This window comes from Kribbella sp. NPDC051137, from assembly GCF_040682535.1.
Lineage (GTDB): Bacteria > Actinomycetota > Actinomycetes > Propionibacteriales > Kribbellaceae > Kribbella > Kribbella karoonensis.
In genome coordinates this window covers 100,219-122,919 of the sequence record NZ_JBFBBI010000006.1, presented here as the reverse complement: position 1 = coordinate 122,919, position 22,701 = coordinate 100,219, and the positions used below count along the sequence as shown (strand labels likewise).

Sequence of the window (22,701 nt, the reverse complement as noted above, 5' to 3'; positions counted from 1 at the left end):
CGCAGGATGAGCAGGTTGCAGCAGACCGACGGGCTGACCGACATCCAGGAGGAGATCCTGAAGACGGTCCGGGCCTTCGTCGAGGCCGAGATCCTCCCGGTCGCCACCGAGCTCGAGCACCGCGACGAGTACCCGACCGAGATCGTCGAGGGCCTCAAGGAACTCGGCCTGTTCGGGCTGATGATCCCCGAGGAGTACGGCGGACTCGGCGAGTCGCTGCTCACCTACGCCCTCTGCGTCGAGGAGATCGCCCGCGGCTGGATGAGCGTCTCCGGCATCATCAACACGCACTTCATCGTCGCGTACATGCTGCTCCAGCACGGGACCGACGAGCAGAAGCAGAAGTACCTGCCGCGGATGGCCACCGGCGAGGTCCGCGGCGCGTTCTCGATGTCCGAGCCGGGTTGCGGGTCGGACGTCTCCGCGATCAAGACCAAAGCCACTCGCGAAGGCGACGGCTATGTCGTCAACGGCCAGAAGATGTGGCTGACGAACGGCGGCTCGTCGACGCTGGTCGCCGTACTCGTGAAGACCGACGAGGGGCAGGACTCGGTCTACAAGAACATGACCACGTTCCTGGTCGAGAAGGAGCCCGGGTTCGGCGAGGTCGACAAGGGCCTGACGGTGCCGGGCAAGATCGAGAAGATGGGCTACAAGGGCGTCGACACCACCGAGCTGGTGTTCGACGGGTACCGGATCGACGCCGGGCAGATCCTCGGCGGCGTACCGGGCAAGGGTTTCTACCAGATGATGGACGGCGTCGAGGTCGGCCGGGTGAACGTCGCCGCCCGCGGTTGCGGCGTGGCGCGTCGGGCGTTCGAGCTGGGGATCTCGTACGCGCAGCAGCGCGAGACGTTCGGCAAGAAGATCGCCGACCACCAGGCGGTGCTGTTCCGGCTCGCCGACATGGCCGTGAAGGTCGAGGCCGCGCACGAGCTGATGGTGAAGGCGGCCCGGAAGAAGGACAGCGGGTCCCGCAACGACTTCGAGGCCGGCGTCGCGAAGTACCTTGCCAGCGAGTACTGCGCCCAGGTCGTCGAGGACTCGTTCCGCATCCACGGCGGCTACGGCTTCTCCAAGGAGTACGAGATCGAACGCCTCTACCGCGAGGCCCCGATGCTCCTGATCGGTGAAGGGACGGCCGACATCCAGCGCATGATCATCGGCCGCCGCCTCCTCGAGGACTACAAGCTCTGACCGGCCTGCCCGGCGCGCTGGGTCGACGGGCGGGGCGGTGCCGGTCGGCCCAGCGCGCATTGGGGCAGGGCTTGCGGGGACGGGCTAGGCGGGGGCCCGTCCGGGGATCGGGGCCGGGACGCGGCCGGAGCCGTGGCCGGACAGTAGCCAGATGCCGAGCTGGGTGATCTCGTGCCGGACCGAGGCGCCCGACCGGCGGGTGGTGATCAGCCCGGCCTCCCGCAGGACGGTCGCCTGGTGACTGGCGGCTGCCGGGGAGATCTTGCAGCGCTTCGCCAGCTCGGTCGTCGTACACCCGCTGACGGTCGCTTCCAGCGCGGCTGCTCGGGTCGACCCGAGCAGGGACCCCAACGGGTCACTCGACGGCGCAGCCTCCGTCGACGCCTGCCGCAGGATTCCGGGCGCGTGCTGGATCGGGTACACCAGGATCGGTTTCAGGTCCGGGTCCCGCAGCTTCGTCGGTACCTGCCAGCAGAACGCCGAGGGCTGCAACTCGATTCCCCTGCCATCGAGATACAGATCACGGTCGTTCATGTCCAGCACCTGCAGCACCGGTGCGACCCACCGGACCCGCGGGTGCAGCGAAGAAAGCAGCCGGTGGACGCCGTACCGCGCGAGCGTCTCGCCGCGGTGCGCGTGATCGGCGGACACGTGCGTGCCGATCGACTTCCAGTACGGCCGGATGGCCACGTCGTGGTACGTCCGGATCGCCCGGCCGAGCTTCTGCATTGACGTCCGGTCGCCGTGTGCGAGCTCCCGGGTCCACGGTGACGCCGGGCGCCACTTCTGCAGCAGGTCGAGCTGGCTGCGCACCTGGTGCCGCGGTGTCGCCAGCGTCTGCTCCAGCGCGGCGTCGAAGTCCGGCGCGGACTCGGCCGGGGTCAGGAAGTCCGGCGAGTATCCGCGCGCCGGGGTCAGCTCGAGCAGCAGCCGCATCTGGTCCGGACCGACCGTCGTACGCACGTGGCGGCGCCAGTCCTCGAAGATCAGCCGGCCCTCCGAGTGCTGGAGCATGTGCAGGCTCAGCAGCACCTCCCAGAGCGGTGCCGGCCTGGTGGCCACCGTGACCCGGGTCAGGTCGCGCGGCGTGAAATGGATTCGCAGCATCGCAGTCCCCTCCCGTTCCAGGCTGTCACCACGGCCCCCGGCGTCGATCGCGGAAAGTAATCGATTCCTGACCGAACGCGACCTGGGAATTCAATCAAGGCAGGGGAGCGGGCGACAACCGTTTGAACAATCCAATCAGGTAGTACTCCTGGCCATGGCAAAAGGTTGCCACTTCACCTCAACGCACTGAGCGGCGCCGGAGGTTCAAAGCCAGTGGTTCCGCTTGAACAATCGGTAAAGGGTGAAACAAGCGCAGACCATCACGCCGAGCACCACGAAGTACGCGTACTTGAGCCGCAACTCCGGCATGTAGTCGAAGTTCATCCCGTAGATCCCGGCGATCATCGTGGGTACGGCGAGGATCGCGACCCACGCGGAGATCCGGCGCATGTCCTCGTTCTCGGCCACCTGCACCTGGGCCAGCCCGGCCTGCAGGATCGAGCTGAGCAGCTCGTCGAACGAGATCACCTGCTCCTTCACCCGCTGCAGGTGGTCGTCGACGTCGCGGAAGTAGTTCCTGGTCTCGTCCGCGATCAGCGGGTGCCGGACCGTCGCCAGTGCGCGCATCGGCCCGGTCAGCGGCGCCACCGCCCGCTTGAGCTCCAGCACCTCGCGTTTCAGCTGGTACACCCGGTCGATGCTGCGCCAGCCGCGCGGCGTGAACATGTCGGTCTCGATCAGGTCGATGTCGGCCTGCACCGCGTCCGCGACCTCCAGGTACCGGTCGACGACGTGGTCGGCGATCGCGTGCAGTACGGCGCCGGGCCCGGTCGCCAGCCGGTGCTGCTCCTGCTCCAGGGCCTGCCGGAGGCCGGTCAGCTCGCTGTGTTCACCGTGGCGGACGGTGACCACGAAGCCGGGGCCGCAGAACACCATCACCTCACCGGTGGCCACCACCTCGCTGGTCGCGGTCAGGTCCCCGTGCGGGACGTACGTGACCGTCTTGAACACTGCGAACAGCGTGTCGCCGTACCGCTCGAGCTTGGGCCGCTGGTGCGCCTCGGACGCGTCCTCCAGTGCCAGCGGGTGCAGGCCGAACTCGGCGCCGATGATCGCGAGCTGGTGGTCCGTCGGCTGGAACAGGCCGATCCAGACGAACCCCTGGCCGCGGCGCGCCCGGTCGAGGGCCTCGGTGTACGAGTCGACCCGGTCGTCGCGGACACCGTCCCGGTACAGCCCCCAGTCGACCAGGGCACCCTCGAGCTTGCCGCGGACCACCTCGTCGGACGGGCGTCCGGCAGCTCCGCCGCGGCGGGCGAGCACTCGTCCCACACGGCGTGTCGCGCCCATGTCCCATCGTCGCCCGGCCATCAACGGCGAGGCTATCAAGACGTGGTAACCAGCCGTCCGCAATGATGGGGGTTGGAAGCACGTGGAGAGGAACGACGATGACCGCGCAGGGCATGCCCTCGATGGACCCCAGGCCGACCGGTCTGACGATCGGGACCTACGACACCTATCGGGAGGCGCAGCGAGCAGTCGACTACCTCTCGGACGAGAAGTTCCCGGTCGAGCACACGACCATCGTCGGCAACAACCTCCGCCAGGTCGAGAAGATCACCGGCCGGCTCACCTGGGGCCGGGCGCTCACCGCCGGTCTCGCCAGCGGCGCCTGGTTCGGCCTGTTCGTGGGTCTGCTGCTGGGGCTGTTCACCACCAACAACTGGATCGCCGCGGTGCTGACCGGTGTGGTGCTGGGCGCGTTCTTCGGTCTGGTGTTCGGCGGGCTGAGCTACGCGCAGTCGGCCGGCCGGCGGGACTTCACCTCGCGGACCGCGGTGGTGGCGACGACGTACGACGTACTCTGCGACTTCAAGTTCGCCGAGGAGGCGCGCAACCACCTGGCCAAGCTGGCCCTGAAGGGCGAGGTGCACCCGCTGCTGCCGAACCAGACCCTGCAGCAGCCGAACGACTGAGGTGACGTAGATCTCGCGCAAGTGAGAGCCAGACCACGGTCCGGAGGCGCCCGGACCGGGCAGCATGGGGAATCCAGCGGCGAGGAGGATCCGGGATGCAGTTCGGGCGCAGCTACGAGGAGTTCGAGGTCGGGGCGGTCTACAAGCACTGGCCGGGCAAGACGGTGACGGAGTACGACGACCACCTGTTCTGCCTGCTGACGATGAACCACCATCCGCTGCACCTGGACGCGAACTACGCCGGCGAGACCACCCAGTTCGGCAAGAACGTTGTGGTGGGCAACTACATCTACTCGATCCTGCTCGGCATGTCGGTCCCGGACGTGAGCGGCAAGGCGATCGCGAACCTGGAGATCGAGTCGCTCCGGCACGTCGCGCCGACCTTCCACGGCGACACGATCTACGGCGAGACGGTCGTCCTGGACAAGTGGGAGTCGAAGTCCAAGGACGACCGCGGCGTCGTCTACGTGGAGACCAAGGGTTACAAGCAGGACGGCACCGTCGTCTGCCTGTTCCGCCGCAAGGTCATGGTCCCGAAGAACAACTACCTCGAAGCCCGCGGCGGCGAACAACCCGGCCGCCCGGTGCCCGCCTCAGACCAGTGACGGGGCCGGCGCCCTCGTCCGGCTGATCGCGAGCGTGGCCCCGGCGACCACCGTCCACAGCAGGTAGACGAAGTACGTGAAGAAGAACGGTGCCGCGACACCGCAGATCCCCGCGACCAGGCAGAACACCCGCAGCCAGCCGGGCAGCCCGGCCCGGAACGCGAGCACGATCGCGACCACGCCGACGAGCAACGCCGGCGCGCAGACCGCCAGCAGGTTGCCGATCTCGGTGATCGTGTAGATCACCGGATGCGGTACGCCGGTCCGCACCGGCTCGCCGCCCTCGGCCATCGCGACCAGGACGCCGCCGCTGACGAACGCCCCGGTGACGCTGGTCGCGGCAGCCGCGATCGCGAGGGAGCGGAGCTGGTCGGCGATCCGCCGGAGTCCGGTGCCGAAGACAACGAGTCCGAGCGCGGACAGGGCGCCGACGTACCAGAGCGTGAAACCGGCGACGGCGTGCGATCCGGTGATGTACCGGGTGATGCCGGCGTCGTCGTAGCCGCCGCCGGGTGAGCCGGAACCCAGGAACGCGATCGCGGTCCCGGCGCCGTACCCGAGCAGGCCGAGGCCCGCGGATCGGGGAATGGTGTGCATGATGCCTCCTTCACGAATTCGGACGCCTCGACGGTAGGGACGGCGTACCCCGGCCGGCGTCGGTCGCGGTGACGGTTCCGCGGTCCGCACCCGGGCCGATGAGACGTCGTCCGAGCGGATGACGCGGACCGGCGTACCGCGGGCTTACCGTCGGAAGATGAGCCGTCGGAGGATGAGCCGCCGGAGCTGGGTCTTCGACGCGGGGATCGCCCTCGTCGTCGCGGTGCTCGGTGTGCTCGAGGTCGTCCGCGGGCTCGACGCGACCCATCGGCAGGGGCCGCCGTGGGCCGAGATCACGGTGTACGTCGTGACCGGCCTGCTGCTCGTCGTACGCCGGGTCCGTCCGCTCGGCTGCCTGGCCGCGATCGTGGTGGTGAGCCTGGTCGAGTTCGCGATCTTCGGCTCGCCTGAAGGCGGCGGAGTGATGCTGCCCGCGCTGATCGCCGCGTACACGGTAGGCCGCCGTACCGACGGCCGGCGATCCTGCTGGGGCCTGGTGCTGGTCGTCGTGCTCTGGCTCGGATGGTCCGGGCTGGACCCGATGAACACGTCCGCGCGGCTGCGGGTCGCGGCCCTGATCTGGCTGTCCCCGTGGGTGATCGCGTGGCTCGTCGGTGCACTGGTCCGGGCCAGCCGGCAGGCGACGGAGCAGCGGCGGATCGCCCGCCGTGAACGTGCCGCCCAAGCAGTGGCGGGGGAACGGAACCGGATCGCCCGTGAGCTGCACGACGTCATCGGGCACAGCGTCAGCGTGATGACCGTCCAGGCGGCCGCCGTACGGCGAAGGCTCACGCCCGAGCAGTCCGTCGAGCGGGAGGCGCTGGAGACGGTCGAGGCGCTCGGCCGTGAGGCGCTGACCGAGATGCGCCGGATGGTCGGCGTACTGCGGCAGGACGGCGATCCGGTCGCCGACCGGGAGCCAGCGCCCGGGCTGGCCGAAGTCGAGCGGCTGGTGCAGAAGTTCCGGGCCGCGGGGCTTCCCGTGCAGGTGACAGTCAGCGGACGAGCCCGGCCGCTCTCGCCGGGGCTCGACCTGACCGCGTATCGCCTCGTACAGGAAGGACTCACGAACACGCTCCGCCATGCGCTGCGGCCGACCGCCGCGGAGGTGTCGATCGGGTACGACGCGGACCGGCTACGGCTCGCCGTACGCGACGACGGGGCTCCGGTCGGGATCGGCCCGGAGGCCGGCCACGGGCTGCTCGGGATGCGCGAACGCGTCCAGGTGTACGGCGGTGAGCTGACCGCGCGGCCGGGCGCCGACCGCGGGTTCGAGCTGGTCGCGACGCTGCCGTTGGAGCGGTCGTGATCCGGGTCCTGCTGGTCGACGACCAGGTGCTGGTCCGTCGCGGCTTCCGGCTGATCCTCGAGATCGAGCCGGACCTGGAAGTGGTCGGCGAGGCGGCGAACGGGATCGAGGCCGTGGCGCTCGCCGCGGAACTGCGTCCCGACGTCGTGCTGATGGACGTCCGGATGCCCGAGCTCGACGGGATCGGCGCGACTGCCCGGATCACGGCCGCCGGGGGACCGCGGGTGGTGATGCTGACGACGTTCGACCTGGACGAGTACGTGTACGACGCGCTGCGGGCCGGAGCCAGCGGGTTCCTGTTGAAGGACGTTCAGCCCGAGCTGCTGGTGGCCGGCATCCACGCCGTACTGGCCGGCGACTCGCTGCTCGCACCGTCGGTCACCCGGCGGATGATCGAGTCGTACCTGGACCGCCCGCGGACTCCGGACCGGGACGCGCGGGATCGCCTGCGGGCGCTGACGGTCCGCGAGACCGAGGTCCTGCACCTCCTGGCCGGCGGGCTGAGCAACGCGGAGATCGCCGCGCGACTCGTGGTCTCCGACACCACGGTCAAGACCCACGTCGCCCGGATCCTGATGAAGCTCGCCCTCCGCGACCGCGTCCAGGCCGTCATCTTCGCCTACGAGCACGGCCTCGTGATCAGCCGCGGAACCCCCATGACGCCCGGTCCCGTGGCAGGGAACGGGATCGGGCGCCAGGTCGGAGAGACGTAAGGGTCAGTTCAGGAAGAGTTCGATCACCGGGACGAGGACGTTCGGCTTCTGGATCGGGAGCTTCAGCGTCAGTGTCTCCGACGACACACCGCCCATGGTGGTGTTCTGGGCCTGCTGGTGCGGGTCGTTGACGATGCGCTTGATCTCGGACGCGTCGTTCAGGAGCTGGGCGTACTTGACCTTGCCGGCCAGGCCCTGCAGGTGGATGTGGCCCATCGGCCAGGAGAACAGGTGCAGGTACAGGCGGTTGCCCTTCTGGGTGAACCGGCAGTCCGCGGGAGCCTCGTACTCCGACGCCGGCCGCGCACCGCGGATCGAGCGCTCGTGCAGCCGCATCCACTCACCGATGGACGCCAGCGTCGCCAGTGCGCGCGGGTCGAACTCGCCACGCCCGGTCGGGCCGACGTTCAGCAGCAGGTTGCCGTCCTTGGAGACCGAGTCCACCAGCATCTTCACGAGCGTCTCGGGAGACTTCCAGTCCAGGTTGTCCCGGTCGTAACCCCAACTGCCGTTCAGCGTCTGGCACGCTTCCCACAGCACCGGTACGCCGTCGCGCTCCATCGGACCGTCCGGCTGGTACTGCTCGGGCGTCACGAAGTCGCCGGGGATGTCCAGCCGGTCGTTGATCAGGATGTCCGGCTGCAGCTCCCGCACCATCGCCATCAGCTCGACGGATCGCCAGTCGTCGCGTCCCTTGCCGTGGCCGTCGCGTCCGTCGGGGTAGTTCCGGCCCGGGTAGGAGAAGTCGAACCACATGATGTCGACCGGCCCGTAGTTCGTCAGCAGCTCACGGGTCTGCGCGTGCAGGTAGTCGGCGTACACCTGGACGTCCCGCCCGGCCGCCTTCGCGATCGCCTCCTCGTCGTCGCGCTGCGGGTGCACCAGGTCGATCGGGAACTCCGGGTGGTGCCAGTCGATCAGCGAGTGGTAGAAACCGACCCCGAGGCCCTCGGCCCGGCACGCCTCGACGAACTGCTTCACCAGGTCCTTGCCGGCGCCCCAGGCGGTGTGGGCGACCGTGTAGTCGGACACCTCCGAGTCCCACAGGCAGAAGCCCTCGTGGTGCTTCGTCGTCAGTACGGCGTACTTCATCCCGGCCTCGCGGGCCGCCCGCGCCCACTTGGACGGGTCGTACAGGTCCGGCTCGAAGTGGTCGAAGTACGGCTGGTAATCCTCGTCGGTGAGCCGCTCGTAGTTCTTCACCCACTCGTGGCGGGCCGGCAGCGAGTACAGCCCCCAGTGGACGAACAGGCCGAACCGCCAGTCGCGGAACTTCTCCACCGAAGCCGCAGGTGGCGTGTCAGTCATGTGTTTCTCCTTAGGATTAGCGGCCACCCAGTCCGGTGACGAGCAGGCCGCGGACGAGGTGTTTCTGCAGCAGGACGACGAGCAGCACGGTGGGCACCATTGCCATCACCGATGCGGCCATCATCAGGTTCCACTGGGTGCCCTGCTGGCCGACGAACTGCGCCAGGCCGAGCGGGACGGTGCCCTTGTCCTCGACGCTGTTCACGATGATCAACGGCCACAGGAAGCTGCCCCAGAAACTGATGAAGGTGAAGACGGTCAGTACGGCGATCGCGGGCCGTGCGAGCGGCAGCATGATCCGCAGGAACGAGCGGAACGGCCCGCACCCGTCCACCCGGGCCGCCTCCTCGAGCTCGGCCGGGACGGTCAGGAAGAACTGCCGCAGCAGGAACGTCCCGAACGCGGTGAACGCCCACGGCAGGATCAGCGCCCAGTAGCTGTCCACCCAGCCGAGCGACTGCATCAGCCAGTACATCGGCACGATCAGCACCTCCTGCGGCACCATCAGCGTACCGAGGAACAGCACGAACAGTTGCTCCCGGCCCCTGAATTTCAGCCGCGCGAAGGCGTACGCCGACATACTCGACGCGCACACCACGACCAGCGTCCCGGTGACCGCGACGAACAGGCTGTTCAGGAAGTACTTGCCGAACGGCGCGAACGTGAACGCGTCGGCGTAGTTCTGCCAGCGGATCTGCGACCCGAACAGGTGCGGCGTCGGCGTGAACACCTCGTCCGCGGGCTTCAGCGACGTGGAGACGGCGTACACCAGCGGGCCGAGGAAGACGATCGCGACCGCGACCAGCAGGACGTGGGAGACCACCCGGCGGAGATTCTCAGACGTCATAGTTGACCCACTTCCGCTGGCCGACGAACTGGATCGCGGTGATGCCCATGATGATCACGAACAGCACCCATCCGGCCGCCGACGCGAGTCCCATGCTGAGGAACTGCCAGCCCTGGTTGTAGACGTACATGACGATCGTCTGGGTGGCGACACCCGGACCGCCCTGGGTGAGGATGAACGGCTGCGCGAACACCTGGAACGACGTGATCAGCGTCATCGTGGTGGCGAAGAACAGCGACGGCGTGATCATCGGCCAGGTGACGTACCGGAACCGCTGGAACGGGCCGGCGCCGTCGATCTGCGCGGACTCCAGCTGGGACTGCGGCACCTGGTCGATGGCCGCGGAGAAGACCAGGAAGTTGTACCCGAACCCCTGCCAGATCGACATCGCGACGATCGCCGGCATCGCCCAGTTCGAGGAGCCGAGGAAGTTCGGCGCGTGGATCCCGAACCAGCTGCCGAGGCCGGCGTCGAGCAGTCCGCCGGGCTGGAACAGCAGCCGCCAGACCATCACGTTCGCGACCATCGGGGTCATCACCGGGATGAAGAACAGCACCCGGAACGCCTGCCGGCCCTTGATCTTCGGGCCGAGCCAGGTGGCCAGCCCGAGCGAGACGATCACGTTCAGCGGTACGTACAGCACCACGAACAGCGCGGTGTTCAGGACCACGCGGCGGAACACCGGGTCGCCCAGCAGGTGCGAGTAGTTGCCGAAGCCGAGGAACTTCCGGTCGCCGAACACCGGCCAGTCGAACAGGCTGATCGCGAGCGCCATCGCGGTCGGGAACAGCGTGAAGAGGGCCAGCCCGCCGAGACTCGGGGCGAGGAACACCGACGCGTACCGGCCGTCCTTGCGAAGCGCGGGCCGGCGCCCCGGCCGAACACTCTCGGCCGGGGCGACGGTTTCGTTCACGGTCACCATCAGGACCCAGCGCCCGCCTGGTCCTGGATGGTCTTCAGCGCCTGGTCCGGCGGGATCTCACCGTTCAGCGCCTGGGTGCCGAACCGGGTGAGCAGGTCGTTGACCTGGACCCAGTTCTTCGAGGTGACCAGCGGGACCGAGTGCTCCGACGCGTACTCGATGACCTCCTTGGCCTCCGGGATCTTGGCGGCGGTGAACCAGGCCGGGTGCGCGGCGGTCCGGGCCGGGTACGCGCGGCCCGCCGAGGCCAGCGTGGTCAGCGGCTTCTCGCTGGTCATCGACATGATCGCCTGGAACGCGGCGTCCGGCGTCTTGCAGGACCGGGAGATCCCGAACCCGGAGCCGGCCGTGAAGGTCTTGGACCCGTCCGGCCCGGCCGGGATCGGCGCGATCCCGAGGTTGAACTTGACCTTGCCGAGGGTGTCGATCAGCGACCACGGCCCGTTCAGCTGCATCGCGGACTTGCCCGAGGTGAACTGGGTGGTCTCGAAGTCGCCGTTGCCGGACGGCACCTGCGGCGCGATCTTGTCGGTCCGGACGAAGTTCGCGTACGTCGTGAACCCGTCGACGAACTTCTGGTCGGTGAGGTTGAGCTTGCCGTCGGCGAGCGGCTCCGCGCCGGTCAGCGTCCGTACCCAGGAAGTCACACCGAGATCTCCGGGCGACGTCACCAGGCCGGTCCGGCCCCCGGTCGTGAGCTTCTTCGCGGCGGCCTCGAACTCGTCCATCGTCCAGCCGGGCTTCGGGTCCGGGACGCCGGCGGCCTTGAACAGGTCCTTGTTGTAGAAGATCACCATCGGGCCGGAGTCGTACGGGATCGCGATCTGCTTCCCGTCCGACTTCAGGCCGTCCATGATCGGCTTGTCGAAGTCCCCGGCCTTGAGCCCGTACTTCTTCATCAGGTCGTCGAGCGGCAGCATCGCGTTCGCGTACGACGCCAGCCGGAGCGACTGCATGCCGATGATGCACGGCGCCTTGCCGCTGGCCAGCAGGGTGCCGATCTTGGACCAGTAGTTGTTCCAGTCCGTGCCCTGGAGCTTGACGGTGATGCCGGAGTGATCGACGTGCGCCTGGTCGGCGACCTTCTGCCACGCCGCCTGGTCCGCGGTACCGCCGATCCAGAACTGCCAGGTCAGATCGGCCTTGTCGGCCGACCCGGACCCGCTGCTGCCGCCGTTCCCGCCACCGCAGGCGGCCACGGCGGTCAGGGCCAGCACCGCGCCGGCCGCGGTCAGCCAGCGGCGTGCCCGCGCTGGTCTTCCTCTCATCCTGACCTCCAAGGAAAGCTGTGAGTCATCCGATCAATATGTTGGATCTTTGAGCGGAGTCAACAGCTCGGCACCTTATTTCAGGAAGAAAACGAAGGCGCCACGCTCTAGCGGTCGACCTAGACGTCCGATGTATGGTCCGGATACATCGGACCTATCAGGGGTTGGGAGGGATGCTGTGGCGGTCACCGATACCGCGATCGAGGCGATCAAGCAGATGATCGTGAGCGGCGAACTGCAGCCCGGCGACCGGCTGCCGCGGGAGGCCGACCTGGCCGCGCGGCTCGGCCTGTCCCGGAACTCGCTGCGCGAGGCGGTCAAGGCGCTGGCGCTGATCCGGGTCCTCGAGGTCCGGCAGGGCGACGGCACCTACGTGACCAGCCTGGACCCGGCGCTGCTGATGGAGACGATGGCGTTCGTCCTGGACCTGCAACAGGACGCCTCGGTGCTGGAGTTCTTCGAGGTACGCCGGATCCTCGAGCCGGCCGCGGCCGCCCGGGCGGCGCTGCGGATGCCGGACACCGAGGTCACCGCGATGCGCGCACTGCTCGACGACCTCGGCGAGGACCCGTCGGCGGACGACCAGCTGGCCTGCGACGTGGAGTTCCACCGGCTGCTCGCGATCGGCAGCGGCAACCGGGCACTGGCCTCGATCATCGAGAGCCTGCGGCAACCGACCTACCGGGCCCGGATCTGGCGCGGCCTGACCCAGACCGGAGCGGTGCACCGCTCGCTGGCGGAGCACCGCTCGATCCTGGACGCGATCGCCGCCCGCGAACCGGAGGTCGCCCGAGCCTGGGCGACCGTCCACATCGCCGGCGTGGAGCGCTGGCTGAACGAGATGGTCAGTCCCGAGCCGGACGCAGCTCCAGCAGTACTGCGGACGGCATCGGCAGCGTCACCTCGACCGACGATCCGTCCCATTCGGCAGCGGCTGTGACCAGCTGCGTCCGCTCGGCCAGGTCGGCCAGCTCCGCGTCGCTCGGCCAGTCGGGAAGACCCGCGGCGGCGGTGGCGACGTCCGCGGTGCCGATGGCGAGCGCGGTGGTGCTGACCTGCCAGGTCGGGTCCACGCCGGGGAACTGGACGCGCACCGCTCTGGTCAGCGCACGATCGCCGGCGGCTTTGGTCTGGTCGAGTGTCAGGTTCCACAGCAGTACGGCGATCCGGTCGCGGTCGCGGGACGCCCACGCCTCGACGAGACTGCCGCCGCCGTCACCGTCGTACGTGACCGGCAGCTCGACCGGCCCGAGGCGGCTGAGCAGGGTCAGTGCGTGGTACCGCGGTTTCCGCAGGCCGCCGACGGTCTGCAACCCGAACCCGCCGTGCAGGAGCCGCGGCGGCCGGCCGAGTTCCTCGAAGTGGTCGGAGGCGACCCAGTACGAGAGCGCGTCGATCCGGCCGGCCGCGGACCGCATGCCGCGGAGCAGGAACACCCCGGAGAACACCGAGTCGTTGATCGGGTTGAAGTGCGTCGGCGTCACGCCCCACTCGGTCCACAGCACCCGCGCGTCCGGGAACCCGTGCCGCTCCAATGACGCCCGTACGTCGAGCGGCGGGCTGCCGTAGGTGTGCGTCGACACGAAGTCCACCGGGGTGTCGTGCTGTGCCGCGTGCGCCAGCAGGTCGTCGACCCATCCGGCCGCGGCCGACGACGGGCCGCCGACCTGCAGGCGTGGATCGACGGACTTCACGGCGGCTGCGGACACGTCGTACAGGTGCAGGTACTCGGCCTTCGTGCCGGACCAGAACACCTCGAGGTTGGCCTCGTTCCACACCTCGAAGTCCCAGGTCAGCACCTCGTCCAGCCCGTACCGGTCGACGAGGTGCTGGACGAGGGCCCGCACCAGGCCGTGCCAGCGCTCGTACGACGCCGGCGGCGAGATGATCGCGCCGTACCCGAAGATCGTCCGGTCCGGGTCGCTCGCCAGCTCGCGCGGCATGAACCCGAGCTCGACCACCGGCCGCAGCCCGATCCCGAGCAGCTTGTCGTAGATCTGGTCGACGACCGAGAAGTCGTAGGCGTCGCCATCGACAACGTGGGTGTCGTCGTGGAAGATCGCGTGTGCGCGCACCGTCCGGACGCCGAGCTCGTCGTGCACCCGGCGCAGCGCGTCCTCGAGTTCGGCGCCGATCTCGTGGCCGCCGGTCAAGTCCTTGCAGAGCAGCTGACTCAGCCGTTCACTGCCGATCATCGGTGTCCACGGCTTCGCCAGCTCGGTGCCCTCGGCAACCACGTCGACGGTCACGGTGACGGTCGGGGAGATGCTCCCGGCAACCAGCGGTACGGCGCCGACGGTGTGGCTCGGCCGTCCGTGGGCGGTCACCTCGGGCACGCTCGCGACCGCGTAGCGGTACGGCGTACCCGGAGTGCACGTGGTGTCGACGTACGGCGGCGACGGGACCGAGAGCACGTCGCCGCTGTGGTGGTCGACCGGTTCCAGCGGACCGTGCGCACCGGCTCCGCGAAGGATCAGGTAGCCGGCCGCGCCGTCCACCGGCGACCAGTCGATCGTCACCTGGCCGACGCCGCCGACCGCCCTGATCTCCTTCGGCGGATCGAGCTCCGGGAAGGCGAACGCGCGCTCCTCGTCACTGCGAAGGGCGATCCGTTCGTCCCAGTCGGTCTTGGCGTCTTCCTGCATCTACAGAACTCCCGACTCGAACTGTTCCATCGCGATCAACGGCCGGATCCGCTGCTCTACCGTCCGGCTCGCGAAGCTCCGCCGGATCAGGTCGTTGCCGAACACGTTGCCGATCGCACCCATCACCATCGCCTGGTCGAGCGACAGGTACCGCTTGGCGATCAGCCCGGACTTCGTCGCGACCGAGTCGTAGAACCCGCCGGCGCCGTACGCGTGCAGCGTGTCCTCGATCTTGCTGAGGTTGTCGATCGCCTGCCGCGGTGCGTACGCCATCGCGAGGAACGCCGCGTGCGGGGTGACCACACCGTCGCCGTACGCCGGGTTCGGGTTGGTGCCTTCGCGGCAGCCCTCGAAGCCCGCGTCGTAGTTCGTGCCCTCGAGGTCGGACGGGTAGCCGCCCGGGTCCATCCCGATCGGCTCGACGCCGTAGACGGAGTACCCGCCCTTCGGGTTCGACGCGGGGGAGAAGCCCCAGTAGCCGTACTTCGCGTCGTCCAGCCCGTGCTCGATCTGCGCGCGCACCGTCAGCGGGTGGTTGATGCCCCAGCTGCGCGGCGCCCAGGTCGCCTCCGGTACGAACAGGTCCGGCATCAGCGACTCGAACATGTCACCGCCCCAGGACGGCACCAGCCGCATCCCGCGGTACTCGTACGTGCCCTCGAAGACGTCCAGGCCGAGGTACGTCCGGTGCACGCCCTTCGGCTTCTGCTCCACCCACGACCAGTCGCACGTGTCGGGGAAGGTGCGGTACGTCGCGAAGTACTGCGTGTGCGGGACCTGGTCGAGCGCGAACCCGACGTAACCGGCGATCCGGGCCTCGGTGTTGCAGGTGTCGTAGTGGAACTTGCGGTAGTACACGTCCGGGCCGACGCCGGCGTGGTTGCCCTTGTCGGTCTCCTCGTCCGGCGGCGGGGTCTCGAAGAAGCCGCCGCGCATCAGGCCCCCCGGGCGGGCCGCGGGGTTGTAGTAGTACTTGAAGTTCATCCGGTTCAGCAACAGGTCCGCGAGGGCGCGGGCGCCGGGCTCCGCGTTCCGCACGACCATCAGCGCGCAGGCGAACCAGGCGTTGTCGACGCTGGACACGAACGGCGTGATCGGCCGGGTGCCGTCGGGATCGACGTACCGCACCTCGCCGGTCGCCTCGTCGTACCAGTTGAAGTACATTCCGCTCGGCACGTGGTGCACGGCGTTCTTCATCGTCGTCAGCGTCTGCGTGATCCGGCGCAACGACTCCCGCGGCGAGATGATCCCGAGGTGTTTGGCGACGACCGTGCTCCACAGATAGCCGCCGATGTTGGTCGGCGAGGTGTAGTTGCTGCGCACCGGGTTGCTGACGGACTCTCCGATGTTGTCGGCGGGCAGCCCTGTCCGCTCGTCCGTCATGGCAACGATGCTGCGCCAGGTGTCCCGCGCCCATCGCCCCACGAGAGCCCGGTCGGCAGGGCTGGGAACCCAACGGCTGTTGGTTGTTCCTCCGAATGCGGGTGATGCGACCCCCGCAAGGCCGATTGCTCCGGTGGAAGCGAGCAGAGTACGACGACTGATGAAGGCGGTCATCTGAGGTCTCCTACTTGAGTCCGGTAATGGCGATGCCCTTGGTCACATGCCGCTGGAACGCCAGGAAGATGACGAGCACCGGTACGACGACCACGACCGCGCCGGCCATCAACAGGCCGTAGTTCTGCGCGTTCTGTCCGGTGGAGTACAGGGCGAGGGCGACGGGCAGGGTGTACTTGTCCTCGGTCTGGGCGATCACGAGCGGCCAGAGGAAGTTGTTCCACGATCCGAGGAACGTGAGGATGCCGAGCGTGGCCAGCGCCGGGCGGGTCAGCGGCAGCATGATCCGGGCGAAGATCCCGAGCTCGCTGGTCCCGTCGACCCGGCCGGCGTCCATCAGGTCGTCGGGCAGCCCGAGGAAGAACTGCCGCATCAGGAACACGCCGAACGGCGAGACCAGGAACGGCAGGATCAGCCCCGGGTACGAGTTCGCCAGGCCGGCGTTCGTGACCAGCACGAACAGCGGCACGAACGTCACCATGCCCGGGATCATCAGGGTCGCCATGACCAGGACGAACAGCGCGTTGCGTCCCTTGAAACGGAGCTTCGCGAGCGCGTACCCGATCATCGAGCAGAACGTCAGGTTGCCGGCCGTCACGGCCAGGGCGACCAACGCCGAGTTGAGGAAGTACCGCGGGAAGTTCGCCTTGCTGAACAGCTCCCCGTAGTTCTGCGTGGTCGCCTCCTGCGGCCACCAGGTAGGCGGCACCCGCAACAGCTCGCCCTGCGTCTTGAAGCTGCCGAGCACCATCCACAGGAACGGCGCCGCGACCGCGACCAGCCCGAGTACTCCGATCAGGTAGATCCACCAGGTTCGGCGCATCATTTCTCCCTCAGCAGCCGGAACTGGATGAACGTGACCACCGCGATGACGACGAACAGGATGTACGCCATCGACGTCGCGAGACCGTAGTTGCCGAAACCGAACTGCTGGTAGGCGTACATCGAGACCGACGTCGTGCTGTCCAGCGGCCCGCCCTGGGTCATCACCATCGGCTCCTCGAAGAACTGCAGGTACCCGATCCCGGTGGTGACAGTGGTGAACAGGATCGTCGGGCGGAGCAGCGGCACGATCAGGTACCGGAACCGTTGCCAGGAGCCCGCACCGTCGAGCTGACCGGCCTCCTCCACGGACTGCGGGATGCCCTGCAGCCCGGCCAGGAAGATGATCATCGCGGACCCGAAGTTCCGCCAGACAGCCATCGCGATCAACGACGGCATCGCCCAGGTCGTCGACCCGAGCCAGTTCGGTCCCTGGATGCCGAACCAGCCGAGCACGGTGTTCACCAGACCGTTGTCCGGCGACAGCACGAACCGCCAGATCACCGCGATCGCGACGATCGAGGTCACGACCGGCAGGTAGTAGCCGACCTTGAACAGTGCCTGGAACCGCTTGACCCCACGGTCCAGCAGCACCGCCGCGGCCAGCGCGACCACCAGCGTCAGCGGCACGCCGAGCACGACGAAGTACGCGGTGTTGAACGCCGCTTTGCGGAACGTCTCGTCCGACAGTGCCTTGGCGTAGTTGTCGAACCCGACCCCGTTCACGGCGAACGGCGTCCGCAGGTCCCGCTGCCGGATGTCGGTGAAGCTCATTCCGAGCGAGCCGAGCACCGGGCCCGCTGTGAACGCGAGGAACAGGACCACGAACGGCAGCACGAGTACCCAGGCAGCGACGGCCTCGCGACCGGCTCGCTGCCGCGGACGCCCGGGCGAGGCGGACCGCCGTACCGCCCGGGGCTCCTTCTCGGTGACGAGGGTCATCTGATCAGCTGCCGCCGGTACCGATCGCCGTCGCCTTCGACTGGATCGCCTTGGCGGTGTCGGCGGGAGACACGTTCTTCCGGACCATCTTCTCGGTCTCCGCGTCGAACGCGGTCGCGACCTGCTCCCAGTTCACGATCGCCGGCGGCGCCTTGGCGTCCTCCAGCTGCTGACCGAACACCGGCAGCAACGGATCCGAGGCGATGCTCGGGTCCTGCCAGGCGCTCTTCACGGCGGGCAGATCCGACGACATCTTGAACCAGGCGGCCTGCGTCTTCGAGTCGGACAGGAACTTGACCAGCTTCCACGCGCTGTCCTTGTTCTTCGACGACTTGAACACCACGAAGTCCGACCCGCCGACGAACGACGTCGACGTCTTGTTCTTCGGCATTCGGAACACGCCGATGTTCGGCTTGATCGCGTCTCCGCCGGCCTTGGCCACCGAGCCCGCCATCCACGGACCGGAGATGAACATCGGCACCTGCCCGTTGACGAACTGCGCCTCGGTCTGGTTCGGCGGCAGGTCCGTCCCGGCCAGCTTGTCGGTGAAGAAGCTCTTGTAGTACTTCAGCCCCTCCTGCATTTCCGGGCTGTCCAACGTGAACTTCTTCTGGTCCGCATCCGTGATGCTTGCGCCCGCCGACCAGGCGAACGGCATCACGACCTGCCACGAGCCGGCCCCGACGCCCAGGTTGATGCCGTACTTCGCGCCGGCCTTCTCCTTCATCGCCTTGGCCATCGCCTTCAGGCCGTCCCAGTCCGTCGGCGGGGTGCTGAAGCCGGCCTTCGCGGCCAGGTCCTTGCGGTAGAACACCAGCCGCGTCTCGACGTACCAAGGCACGCCGTACTGCGTCCCGCCGACCTTCGTCGTGTCGAGCGCGCCCTCGTAGAAGCCGGAGTTGTCGAAGCCCTGCGGTGTCGGGTCGAGCGCGCCGAGGTCGGCGAACTCGCCCATCCAGGTGGTGCCGACCATCGCGGCGTCCGGTGGCTTACCCGCGGCGATCGCGGTGGTGAACTTGTCGTGTGCGGCGTCCCACGGGATCGGCGTCACGGTCACGTTGACGCCCGGGTTCGCCTGCTTGAACTGGTCGATCAGCTTGGGCAGGTTCTCGCCCTCGGTGCCCATCGCCCAGACGGTCAGGTTGCCGGTCGCCGGTCCTTCGCTGACCGTCGTGGTCGGCTGCGAACCGGAGCCGGTGCCGGTGTCGCTCGAGCGGCCGCAACCGCCGAGCGCGAGCGCCGCCGCGGTCAGTGCAGCGCTGCCGATCACCAGCCGGCGGCGGATGCTGTGGGTGAACATGTGCTGACTCCCTCACTCGGTTACTGCGTGCATCCCCCGGTTGGTGCCGCAGCTGTCCCGCAGCACCAGTTGTGTTGCCAGTACGTCGTTCCGCGCCCGCGTGCGCACCCCGGTCACTCGCTCGTGCAGCCGCTCCGCCGCCGTCCGCCCCAACTCGGCCATCGGCTGCCGCACCGTCGTCAACCCCGGCGACACGTACCGCGCCGCCATCACGTCGTCCCACCCGGTCACCACGATGTCGTCGGGTACGCCGACGCCGTGCGAGGTCAGTGTGGTCATCGCGGCGAGCGCCAGTTCGTCGTTCGCGCACACCAGCCCGTCCGGGCGGCCGCGGCCGGATTTGATTGCCTGGAGCACCGTTTCGGCGAATTGCCGGCCTCCCACTTCGGTCAGCGGGACGCGCGCGGGTGCCGGTGCCTCCAGTCCCCGGTTCCGCAGGGCTTTCGCGAACCCGACGTACCGCTCGGAAACGTCGTACGAACCGTCCGGGTCGCCGACGAAGAGCAGGTTCGTCCGGCCGTGGTCGAGCAGTCGCGTGGTCAGTTGCTCCGCGCTGCCCGCACTCTCGCTGCGGACCGAGTCGCAGCCGGCCACCGGTGCGTGGGCGACCAGCACGACCGGAACTCTGGCGCCGCGCAGGTCCTGGATCGTGGCCAGGTCCAATGCGTTGCCGTGGACAACGATCCCGTCGACCCGGCTGGCCAGGTCGCGGACGCTCCGGCGTGGATCCGGGTTGCCGTGCATGACCGTGATGACGACGCTCTGGCCGTGCTCGCCGGCCCAGCGCTCGTACCCCATCAACCAGTCGGCGTAGAACGGACCGGCCAGGTCGGGCAGGACCAGACCGTGCGCTTCGTGCCGTTGGACGGCGAGGCTCCGGGCGGCCCGCAGCGGTACGTAGTTCAGCTCCTGCGCAGCCTGGTCCACCCGCGCCCGTGCCTTCGCCGACACCGGTCCGGTCCCTTGCAGGACGCGCGAGACCGTCGCGATCGACAGCTTCGCGCGGGCCGCGACGTCGTAGATCGTCGCCGGCCGGCCAGTGGGTCCGGTAGGCATCGGGGTCGCTCCTGGGCGAAAGTGGAAGCGCTTACAGTTTGAGTACCTTGCCCTGGATCGTTCGAACGGTCAAGACCTCGTGGTGGGTCTGAGAGGATGCACGCGTGACCACAGAGGAGCGAGTGGACCGGGTCTTCCTGGTCCGGCACGGGGAAACCGAGTGGAGCAGGTCCGGGCGGCACACGTCCGTCACCGACCTCCCGCTGACGCCCGAGGGCGAGCGCGTCGCCGCGAGTCTGAAGGAACGGCTGGCGGGGGAGTCCTTCGACCTGGTGCTGACCTCACCGCGGCAACGCGCCCGGCGTACGGCGGAACTAGCCGGCTTTCCGGACGCGCAGGTCGACGAGGATCTGGCCGAGTGGGACTACGGCGACTACGAGGGCATCACCACCGCCGACATCCGCAAGACCGCGCCCGGCTGGACGATCTGGGACAGCCCCGTCCCGAACGGCGAGACGCCCGAGCAGGTCGCCGCCCGCCTCGACCGCGTCAACGCCCGCCTGGCCGCGGTCCCCGGCGACGTCCTGGTCTTCGGGCACTCGCACGCCCTCCGGTCGCTGACCGCCCGCTGGCTCGAACTCCCGGTCACCGAAGGCCGTCACTTCGTCCTCGACACCGCCACCATCTCCACCCTCGGCTGGGAGCGCGACGCCCCCGCCATCCTCCACTGGAACAGCTGACCCGTTCCGGTCGAGGTCCCGCCACCGCTGGTGTCGAACGAGGTGGATCCGGCCGTCGAGCTCCACGCGGCCTTGGGCCCGGCTTTTCGGAACTTAGTTGCCAGTAGGTGCCGAAAAAGTTCCGGAAAGGCGGGAGACGAGGGTGTCTGCGCGGGCGTGGCGGTGGGTGGGGCGGAGGCGGGTGGTCTGGTTCAGGACGGCTTGGCCGTGGAGGGCGCTCCACAGCACTTCGGCGAGGGTCTCCGTGTCGCCGTCGGCGAACGGTTCGACGGCGGCGACGAACTGGTCGAACGCGGACTTCAGTGCGGCGGGGCTGTCCGGCGTACCGAAGGACAGTGCCGTCGGGCGGACGAACATCGCCTCGTAGACGGCCGGGTGATCGGCCGCATAGTCGAGGTACGCGTGCGCCAGAGCGGGTAGCCCGCCGGCCTCACGAGCTTCGCGCAGTACGTCGGTCAGCTCGGCGATGCCCTGGAGCGCGACGGCGTCGGAGATCGCGTTCATGTTCTTGAAGTGGCCGTAGAGCACGGGCTGGCTGTAGTCGACGGCCTCGGCCAGCCTGCGGGTGGTGACCGCGTCCCAGCCGTCGGTCTCGGCCAGCTCGCGGGCGGTACGCAGGATCAGCTCACGGCGCTCCTCGCGGGCCCGCTCGCGGCGTGACGTCGTCGGCATGGATCGAATACTAGCACCGCTAGACAATCTAGCGACGACAGGGTTAGCATCGCTAGGAAAATTAGCGCTGCTAGATCAGAGGAGTTTCACGATGCGCCGCTTCACCACCGTCCTGACCGTCCTGCTCGGCGTCTTCCCGCTCACGTTCGGCACCCAGTTCCTGGTCGCCGGGCACACCGCCGCCCCGAGTTTCGGCATCGCCGAGTGGCCGACCGGCGTCGCCGCCGGGTACTTCGCGGTGAAGGGCATCCGCGACATCGTCCTCGGGCTGAACCTGCTCACGCTGTTCGCGCTCGGCCAGCGCCGCGCCACCGGCATCCTGATGGCGATCACCGCGCTGATCCCGATCACCGACATGATCACGGTCTTCACCCACGGCGGCCCGGCCGCCACCGCGCTCGGCGTGCACGGACTGACCGCGCTCGTGATGCTGTTCGACGCGTTCCTCCTGATCCGCGAGCGTCAGTCGGCCGAGGTGCTCGAGCCGGTCCACTCGTAGAAGTCGATCGTGCAGTACTCGCGGAACCCGAGCGACTCGTACACCGGGCGCCCGGCCGCGGACGATCCGAGTACGGCGTACTCCGGGCCGGCGTCCCGGAGTACGCCGTACGTGACGGCCGCCCCGATCCCGCGGCGTCGCACAGCGGGGAGGGTCATCACGAAGTACAGCCCGGCGACATCCGCGCCGAGGAACACCGTGGCGGTCCCCACCGGCGCGCCGTCGAGCCGGGCGAGGTAGTGCCGCCACGGGTCGCGGTACCCGAGCTTCCGGTACGTCGACGCCACCCACCGCGCCTCACGCTCGCCCTCGCCGAACCCCTGCCCGAGCGTCGCCTCCCACACTGCCAGCGCGTTGTCGTCCGCGACCCGCGTGATCGACAGCCCTGGTACGTCGCGGGGCGCCTCGAGTTCGGCGATCCGTACGGCCATGCCCGGCTCCGACCCGGCGGGCGTGAAACCGGCCGCGGTCAGCGCCGTACGGTCGATGTCCATCGACGGACCGACGTGCCAGGTGCCCGGGACGTCGTACTTCTTCAACTCCGCAAGGGATTCCGCGATCACGTCGGAGCCGGACGCGCGGACGACGGCGTTGTGGTAATCGATGGGCGACCCACCGATCGTCCAGGTCGCGCGGTCGTCGGCGCGCTGTGAGCCGCCGCCCGCCGCGCCCATCGCCATCAGTAGCCCGGCCGCGTTCTCCTCGATCGCCCGTACGACGTCCATCCGCCCAGTCTGGG

The 22,701-nt window shown here is 68.7% G+C and carries 23 protein-coding genes; 8 read left to right on the top strand and 15 right to left on the bottom strand.

The genetic code is table 11. The features are described from left to right. The first annotated feature begins 6 nt into the window (after positions 1–6). Entirely contained in the window at positions 7–1,197 is a 1,191-nt protein-coding gene (locus AB0M51_RS31100) for an acyl-CoA dehydrogenase family protein (RefSeq protein ID WP_344193142.1), read from the top strand. An 84-nt stretch (positions 1,198–1,281) separates the two neighbouring features. Here AB0M51_RS31100 and AB0M51_RS31095 read toward each other — a convergent pair whose 3' ends face one another. Then, the gene (locus AB0M51_RS31095; RefSeq protein ID WP_344193144.1) at positions 1,282–2,304 is read right to left on the bottom strand and encodes a winged helix-turn-helix domain-containing protein; all 1,023 of its coding nucleotides are present in this window, start codon (positions 2,302–2,304) and stop codon (positions 1,282–1,284) included. 204 nt (positions 2,305–2,508) lie between these two features. Next, positions 2,509–3,615: a magnesium and cobalt transport protein CorA gene (locus AB0M51_RS31090; protein WP_344193146.1), complete on the bottom strand. Its 1,107-nt coding sequence runs from the start codon at positions 3,613–3,615 to the stop codon at positions 2,509–2,511. 77 nt (positions 3,616–3,692) lie between these two features. On the opposite strand from AB0M51_RS31090, the gene AB0M51_RS31085 reads away from it, so the two are divergent. Together AB0M51_RS31085 and AB0M51_RS31080 are read left to right on the top strand one after the other, a co-directional pair. Next, entirely contained in the window at positions 3,693–4,220 is a 528-nt protein-coding gene (locus AB0M51_RS31085) for a general stress protein (protein WP_344193148.1), read from the top strand. A 95-nt stretch (positions 4,221–4,315) separates the two neighbouring features. Beyond that, entirely contained in the window at positions 4,316–4,825 is a 510-nt protein-coding gene (locus AB0M51_RS31080) for a MaoC family dehydratase (protein WP_344193150.1), read from the top strand. Here AB0M51_RS31080 and AB0M51_RS31075 read toward each other — a convergent pair. After that, positions 4,814–5,422, bottom strand: a complete 609-nt coding sequence (locus AB0M51_RS31075) for a hypothetical protein (RefSeq protein WP_344193152.1) — start codon at positions 5,420–5,422, stop codon at positions 4,814–4,816. The two genes, AB0M51_RS31080 and AB0M51_RS31075, sit on opposite strands and share 12 nt — an antisense overlap. A 157-nt stretch (positions 5,423–5,579) precedes the next feature. Here AB0M51_RS31075 and AB0M51_RS31070 point away from each other — a divergent pair, with 157 nt between their 5' ends. Both AB0M51_RS31070 and AB0M51_RS31065 read left to right on the top strand, forming a co-directional pair. After that, complete coding sequence (locus AB0M51_RS31070) at positions 5,580–6,731, top strand: sensor histidine kinase (protein WP_344193155.1); 1,152 nt, start codon at positions 5,580–5,582, stop codon at positions 6,729–6,731. Then, complete coding sequence (locus tag AB0M51_RS31065) at positions 6,728–7,444, top strand: response regulator transcription factor (protein WP_344193157.1); 717 nt, start codon at positions 6,728–6,730, stop codon at positions 7,442–7,444. The genes AB0M51_RS31070 and AB0M51_RS31065 overlap by 4 nt, the downstream gene beginning before the upstream one ends. Positions 7,445–7,447: 3 nt before the next feature. On the opposite strand, the gene AB0M51_RS31060 is transcribed toward AB0M51_RS31065, so the two are convergent. The 4 genes from AB0M51_RS31060 to AB0M51_RS31045 are packed head-to-tail and all read right to left on the bottom strand — an operon-like array spanning position 7,448 to position 11,789. Further along, positions 7,448–8,752 carry an alpha-L-fucosidase gene (locus AB0M51_RS31060; protein WP_344193159.1) on the bottom strand — a complete coding sequence of 435 codons (1,305 nt, stop codon included), beginning with the start codon at positions 8,750–8,752 and terminating at the stop codon, positions 7,448–7,450. A gap of 16 nt (positions 8,753–8,768) precedes the next feature. Beyond that, positions 8,769–9,599 carry a carbohydrate ABC transporter permease gene (locus AB0M51_RS31055; RefSeq protein WP_344193161.1) on the bottom strand — a complete coding sequence of 277 codons (831 nt, stop codon included), beginning with the start codon at positions 9,597–9,599 and terminating at the stop codon, positions 8,769–8,771. Then, positions 9,589–10,518: a sugar ABC transporter permease gene (locus tag AB0M51_RS31050; protein WP_344193163.1), complete on the bottom strand. Its 930-nt coding sequence runs from the start codon at positions 10,516–10,518 to the stop codon at positions 9,589–9,591. The genes AB0M51_RS31055 and AB0M51_RS31050 overlap by 11 nt, the downstream gene beginning before the upstream one ends. Before the next feature lie 2 nt (positions 10,519–10,520). Next, complete coding sequence (locus AB0M51_RS31045; protein WP_363751616.1) at positions 10,521–11,789, bottom strand: sugar ABC transporter substrate-binding protein; 1,269 nt, start codon at positions 11,787–11,789, stop codon at positions 10,521–10,523. A 178-nt stretch (positions 11,790–11,967) separates the two neighbouring features. Here AB0M51_RS31045 and AB0M51_RS31040 point away from each other — a divergent pair, with 178 nt between their 5' ends. Beyond that, entirely contained in the window at positions 11,968–12,729 is a 762-nt protein-coding gene (locus tag AB0M51_RS31040) for a FadR/GntR family transcriptional regulator (protein WP_363751614.1), read from the top strand. On the opposite strand, the gene AB0M51_RS31035 is transcribed toward AB0M51_RS31040, so the two are convergent. From AB0M51_RS31035 to AB0M51_RS31010, 6 genes are read right to left on the bottom strand one after another with little or no spacing between them, the layout of a single operon-like run. Continuing rightward, positions 12,635–14,434, bottom strand: a complete 1,800-nt coding sequence (locus tag AB0M51_RS31035) for a xylan 1,4-beta-xylosidase (protein WP_363751612.1) — start codon at positions 14,432–14,434, stop codon at positions 12,635–12,637. The genes AB0M51_RS31040 and AB0M51_RS31035 overlap by 95 nt on opposite strands. Beyond that, positions 14,435–15,991, bottom strand: a complete 1,557-nt coding sequence (locus AB0M51_RS31030) for a glucoamylase family protein (protein ID WP_363751611.1) — start codon at positions 15,989–15,991, stop codon at positions 14,435–14,437. A 10-nt stretch (positions 15,992–16,001) separates the two neighbouring features. Beyond that, positions 16,002–16,814, bottom strand: a complete 813-nt coding sequence (locus AB0M51_RS31025; RefSeq protein WP_344193175.1) for a carbohydrate ABC transporter permease — start codon at positions 16,812–16,814, stop codon at positions 16,002–16,004. Then, positions 16,814–17,755 carry a sugar ABC transporter permease gene (locus tag AB0M51_RS31020; protein ID WP_344193177.1) on the bottom strand — a complete coding sequence of 314 codons (942 nt, stop codon included), beginning with the start codon at positions 17,753–17,755 and terminating at the stop codon, positions 16,814–16,816. Before AB0M51_RS31020 ends, AB0M51_RS31025 begins: the two co-directional genes overlap by 1 nt. Positions 17,756–17,759: 4 nt before the next feature. Then, positions 17,760–19,055: a sugar ABC transporter substrate-binding protein gene (locus AB0M51_RS31015; RefSeq protein WP_363751608.1), complete on the bottom strand. Its 1,296-nt coding sequence runs from the start codon at positions 19,053–19,055 to the stop codon at positions 17,760–17,762. A gap of 12 nt (positions 19,056–19,067) precedes the next feature. After that, complete coding sequence (locus AB0M51_RS31010) at positions 19,068–20,111, bottom strand: LacI family DNA-binding transcriptional regulator (protein WP_344193180.1); 1,044 nt, start codon at positions 20,109–20,111, stop codon at positions 19,068–19,070. 104 nt (positions 20,112–20,215) lie between these two features. On the opposite strand from AB0M51_RS31010, the gene AB0M51_RS31005 reads away from it, so the two are divergent. Then, complete coding sequence (locus tag AB0M51_RS31005) at positions 20,216–20,791, top strand: histidine phosphatase family protein (RefSeq protein ID WP_344193182.1); 576 nt, start codon at positions 20,216–20,218, stop codon at positions 20,789–20,791. Between the two features lie 93 nt (positions 20,792–20,884). On the opposite strand, the gene AB0M51_RS31000 is transcribed toward AB0M51_RS31005, so the two are convergent. Then, a complete protein-coding gene (locus tag AB0M51_RS31000) occupies positions 20,885–21,463 on the bottom strand; it encodes a TetR/AcrR family transcriptional regulator (RefSeq protein WP_363751605.1) in 579 nt (192 codons plus the stop codon). Between the two features lie 91 nt (positions 21,464–21,554). Here AB0M51_RS31000 and AB0M51_RS30995 point away from each other — a divergent pair, with 91 nt between their 5' ends. Further along, entirely contained in the window at positions 21,555–21,962 is a 408-nt protein-coding gene (locus tag AB0M51_RS30995; RefSeq protein WP_344193188.1) for a DUF4267 domain-containing protein, read from the top strand. On the opposite strand, the gene AB0M51_RS30990 is transcribed toward AB0M51_RS30995, so the two are convergent. Further along, positions 21,926–22,687, bottom strand: a complete 762-nt coding sequence (locus tag AB0M51_RS30990; protein ID WP_344193190.1) for a GNAT family N-acetyltransferase — start codon at positions 22,685–22,687, stop codon at positions 21,926–21,928. The genes AB0M51_RS30995 and AB0M51_RS30990 overlap by 37 nt on opposite strands. Between the last annotated feature and the right edge of the window lie 14 nt (positions 22,688–22,701).

Coding starts and splice junctions, on each gene's coding strand:
- AB0M51_RS31010 (WP_344193180.1), bottom strand. CDS start 20,111: ATGCCTACCGGACCCACTGGCCGGCCGGCGACGATCTACGACGTCGCG.
- AB0M51_RS31060 (WP_344193159.1), bottom strand. CDS start 8,752: ATGACTGACACGCCACCTGCGGCTTCGGTGGAGAAGTTCCGCGACTGG.
- AB0M51_RS31055 (WP_344193161.1), bottom strand. CDS start 9,599: ATGACGTCTGAGAATCTCCGCCGGGTGGTCTCCCACGTCCTGCTGGTC.
- AB0M51_RS31100 (WP_344193142.1), top strand. CDS start 7: ATGAGCAGGTTGCAGCAGACCGACGGGCTGACCGACATCCAGGAGGAG.
- AB0M51_RS31000 (WP_363751605.1), bottom strand. CDS start 21,463: ATGCCGACGACGTCACGCCGCGAGCGGGCCCGCGAGGAGCGCCGTGAG.
- AB0M51_RS30990 (WP_344193190.1), bottom strand. CDS start 22,687: ATGGACGTCGTACGGGCGATCGAGGAGAACGCGGCCGGGCTACTGATG.
- AB0M51_RS31020 (WP_344193177.1), bottom strand. CDS start 17,755: ATGACCCTCGTCACCGAGAAGGAGCCCCGGGCGGTACGGCGGTCCGCC.
- AB0M51_RS31015 (WP_363751608.1), bottom strand. CDS start 19,055: ATGTTCACCCACAGCATCCGCCGCCGGCTGGTGATCGGCAGCGCTGCA.
- AB0M51_RS31045 (WP_363751616.1), bottom strand. CDS start 11,789: ATGAGAGGAAGACCAGCGCGGGCACGCCGCTGGCTGACCGCGGCCGGC.
- AB0M51_RS31070 (WP_344193155.1), top strand. CDS start 5,580: ATGAGCCGTCGGAGGATGAGCCGCCGGAGCTGGGTCTTCGACGCGGGG.
- AB0M51_RS31090 (WP_344193146.1), bottom strand. CDS start 3,615: ATGGCCGGGCGACGATGGGACATGGGCGCGACACGCCGTGTGGGACGA.
- AB0M51_RS31025 (WP_344193175.1), bottom strand. CDS start 16,814: ATGCGCCGAACCTGGTGGATCTACCTGATCGGAGTACTCGGGCTGGTC.
- AB0M51_RS31095 (WP_344193144.1), bottom strand. CDS start 2,304: ATGCTGCGAATCCATTTCACGCCGCGCGACCTGACCCGGGTCACGGTG.
- AB0M51_RS30995 (WP_344193188.1), top strand. CDS start 21,555: ATGCGCCGCTTCACCACCGTCCTGACCGTCCTGCTCGGCGTCTTCCCG.
- AB0M51_RS31075 (WP_344193152.1), bottom strand. CDS start 5,422: ATGCACACCATTCCCCGATCCGCGGGCCTCGGCCTGCTCGGGTACGGC.
- AB0M51_RS31035 (WP_363751612.1), bottom strand. CDS start 14,434: ATGCAGGAAGACGCCAAGACCGACTGGGACGAACGGATCGCCCTTCGC.
- AB0M51_RS31030 (WP_363751611.1), bottom strand. CDS start 15,991: ATGACCGCCTTCATCAGTCGTCGTACTCTGCTCGCTTCCACCGGAGCA.
- AB0M51_RS31085 (WP_344193148.1), top strand. CDS start 3,693: ATGACCGCGCAGGGCATGCCCTCGATGGACCCCAGGCCGACCGGTCTG.
- AB0M51_RS31080 (WP_344193150.1), top strand. CDS start 4,316: ATGCAGTTCGGGCGCAGCTACGAGGAGTTCGAGGTCGGGGCGGTCTAC.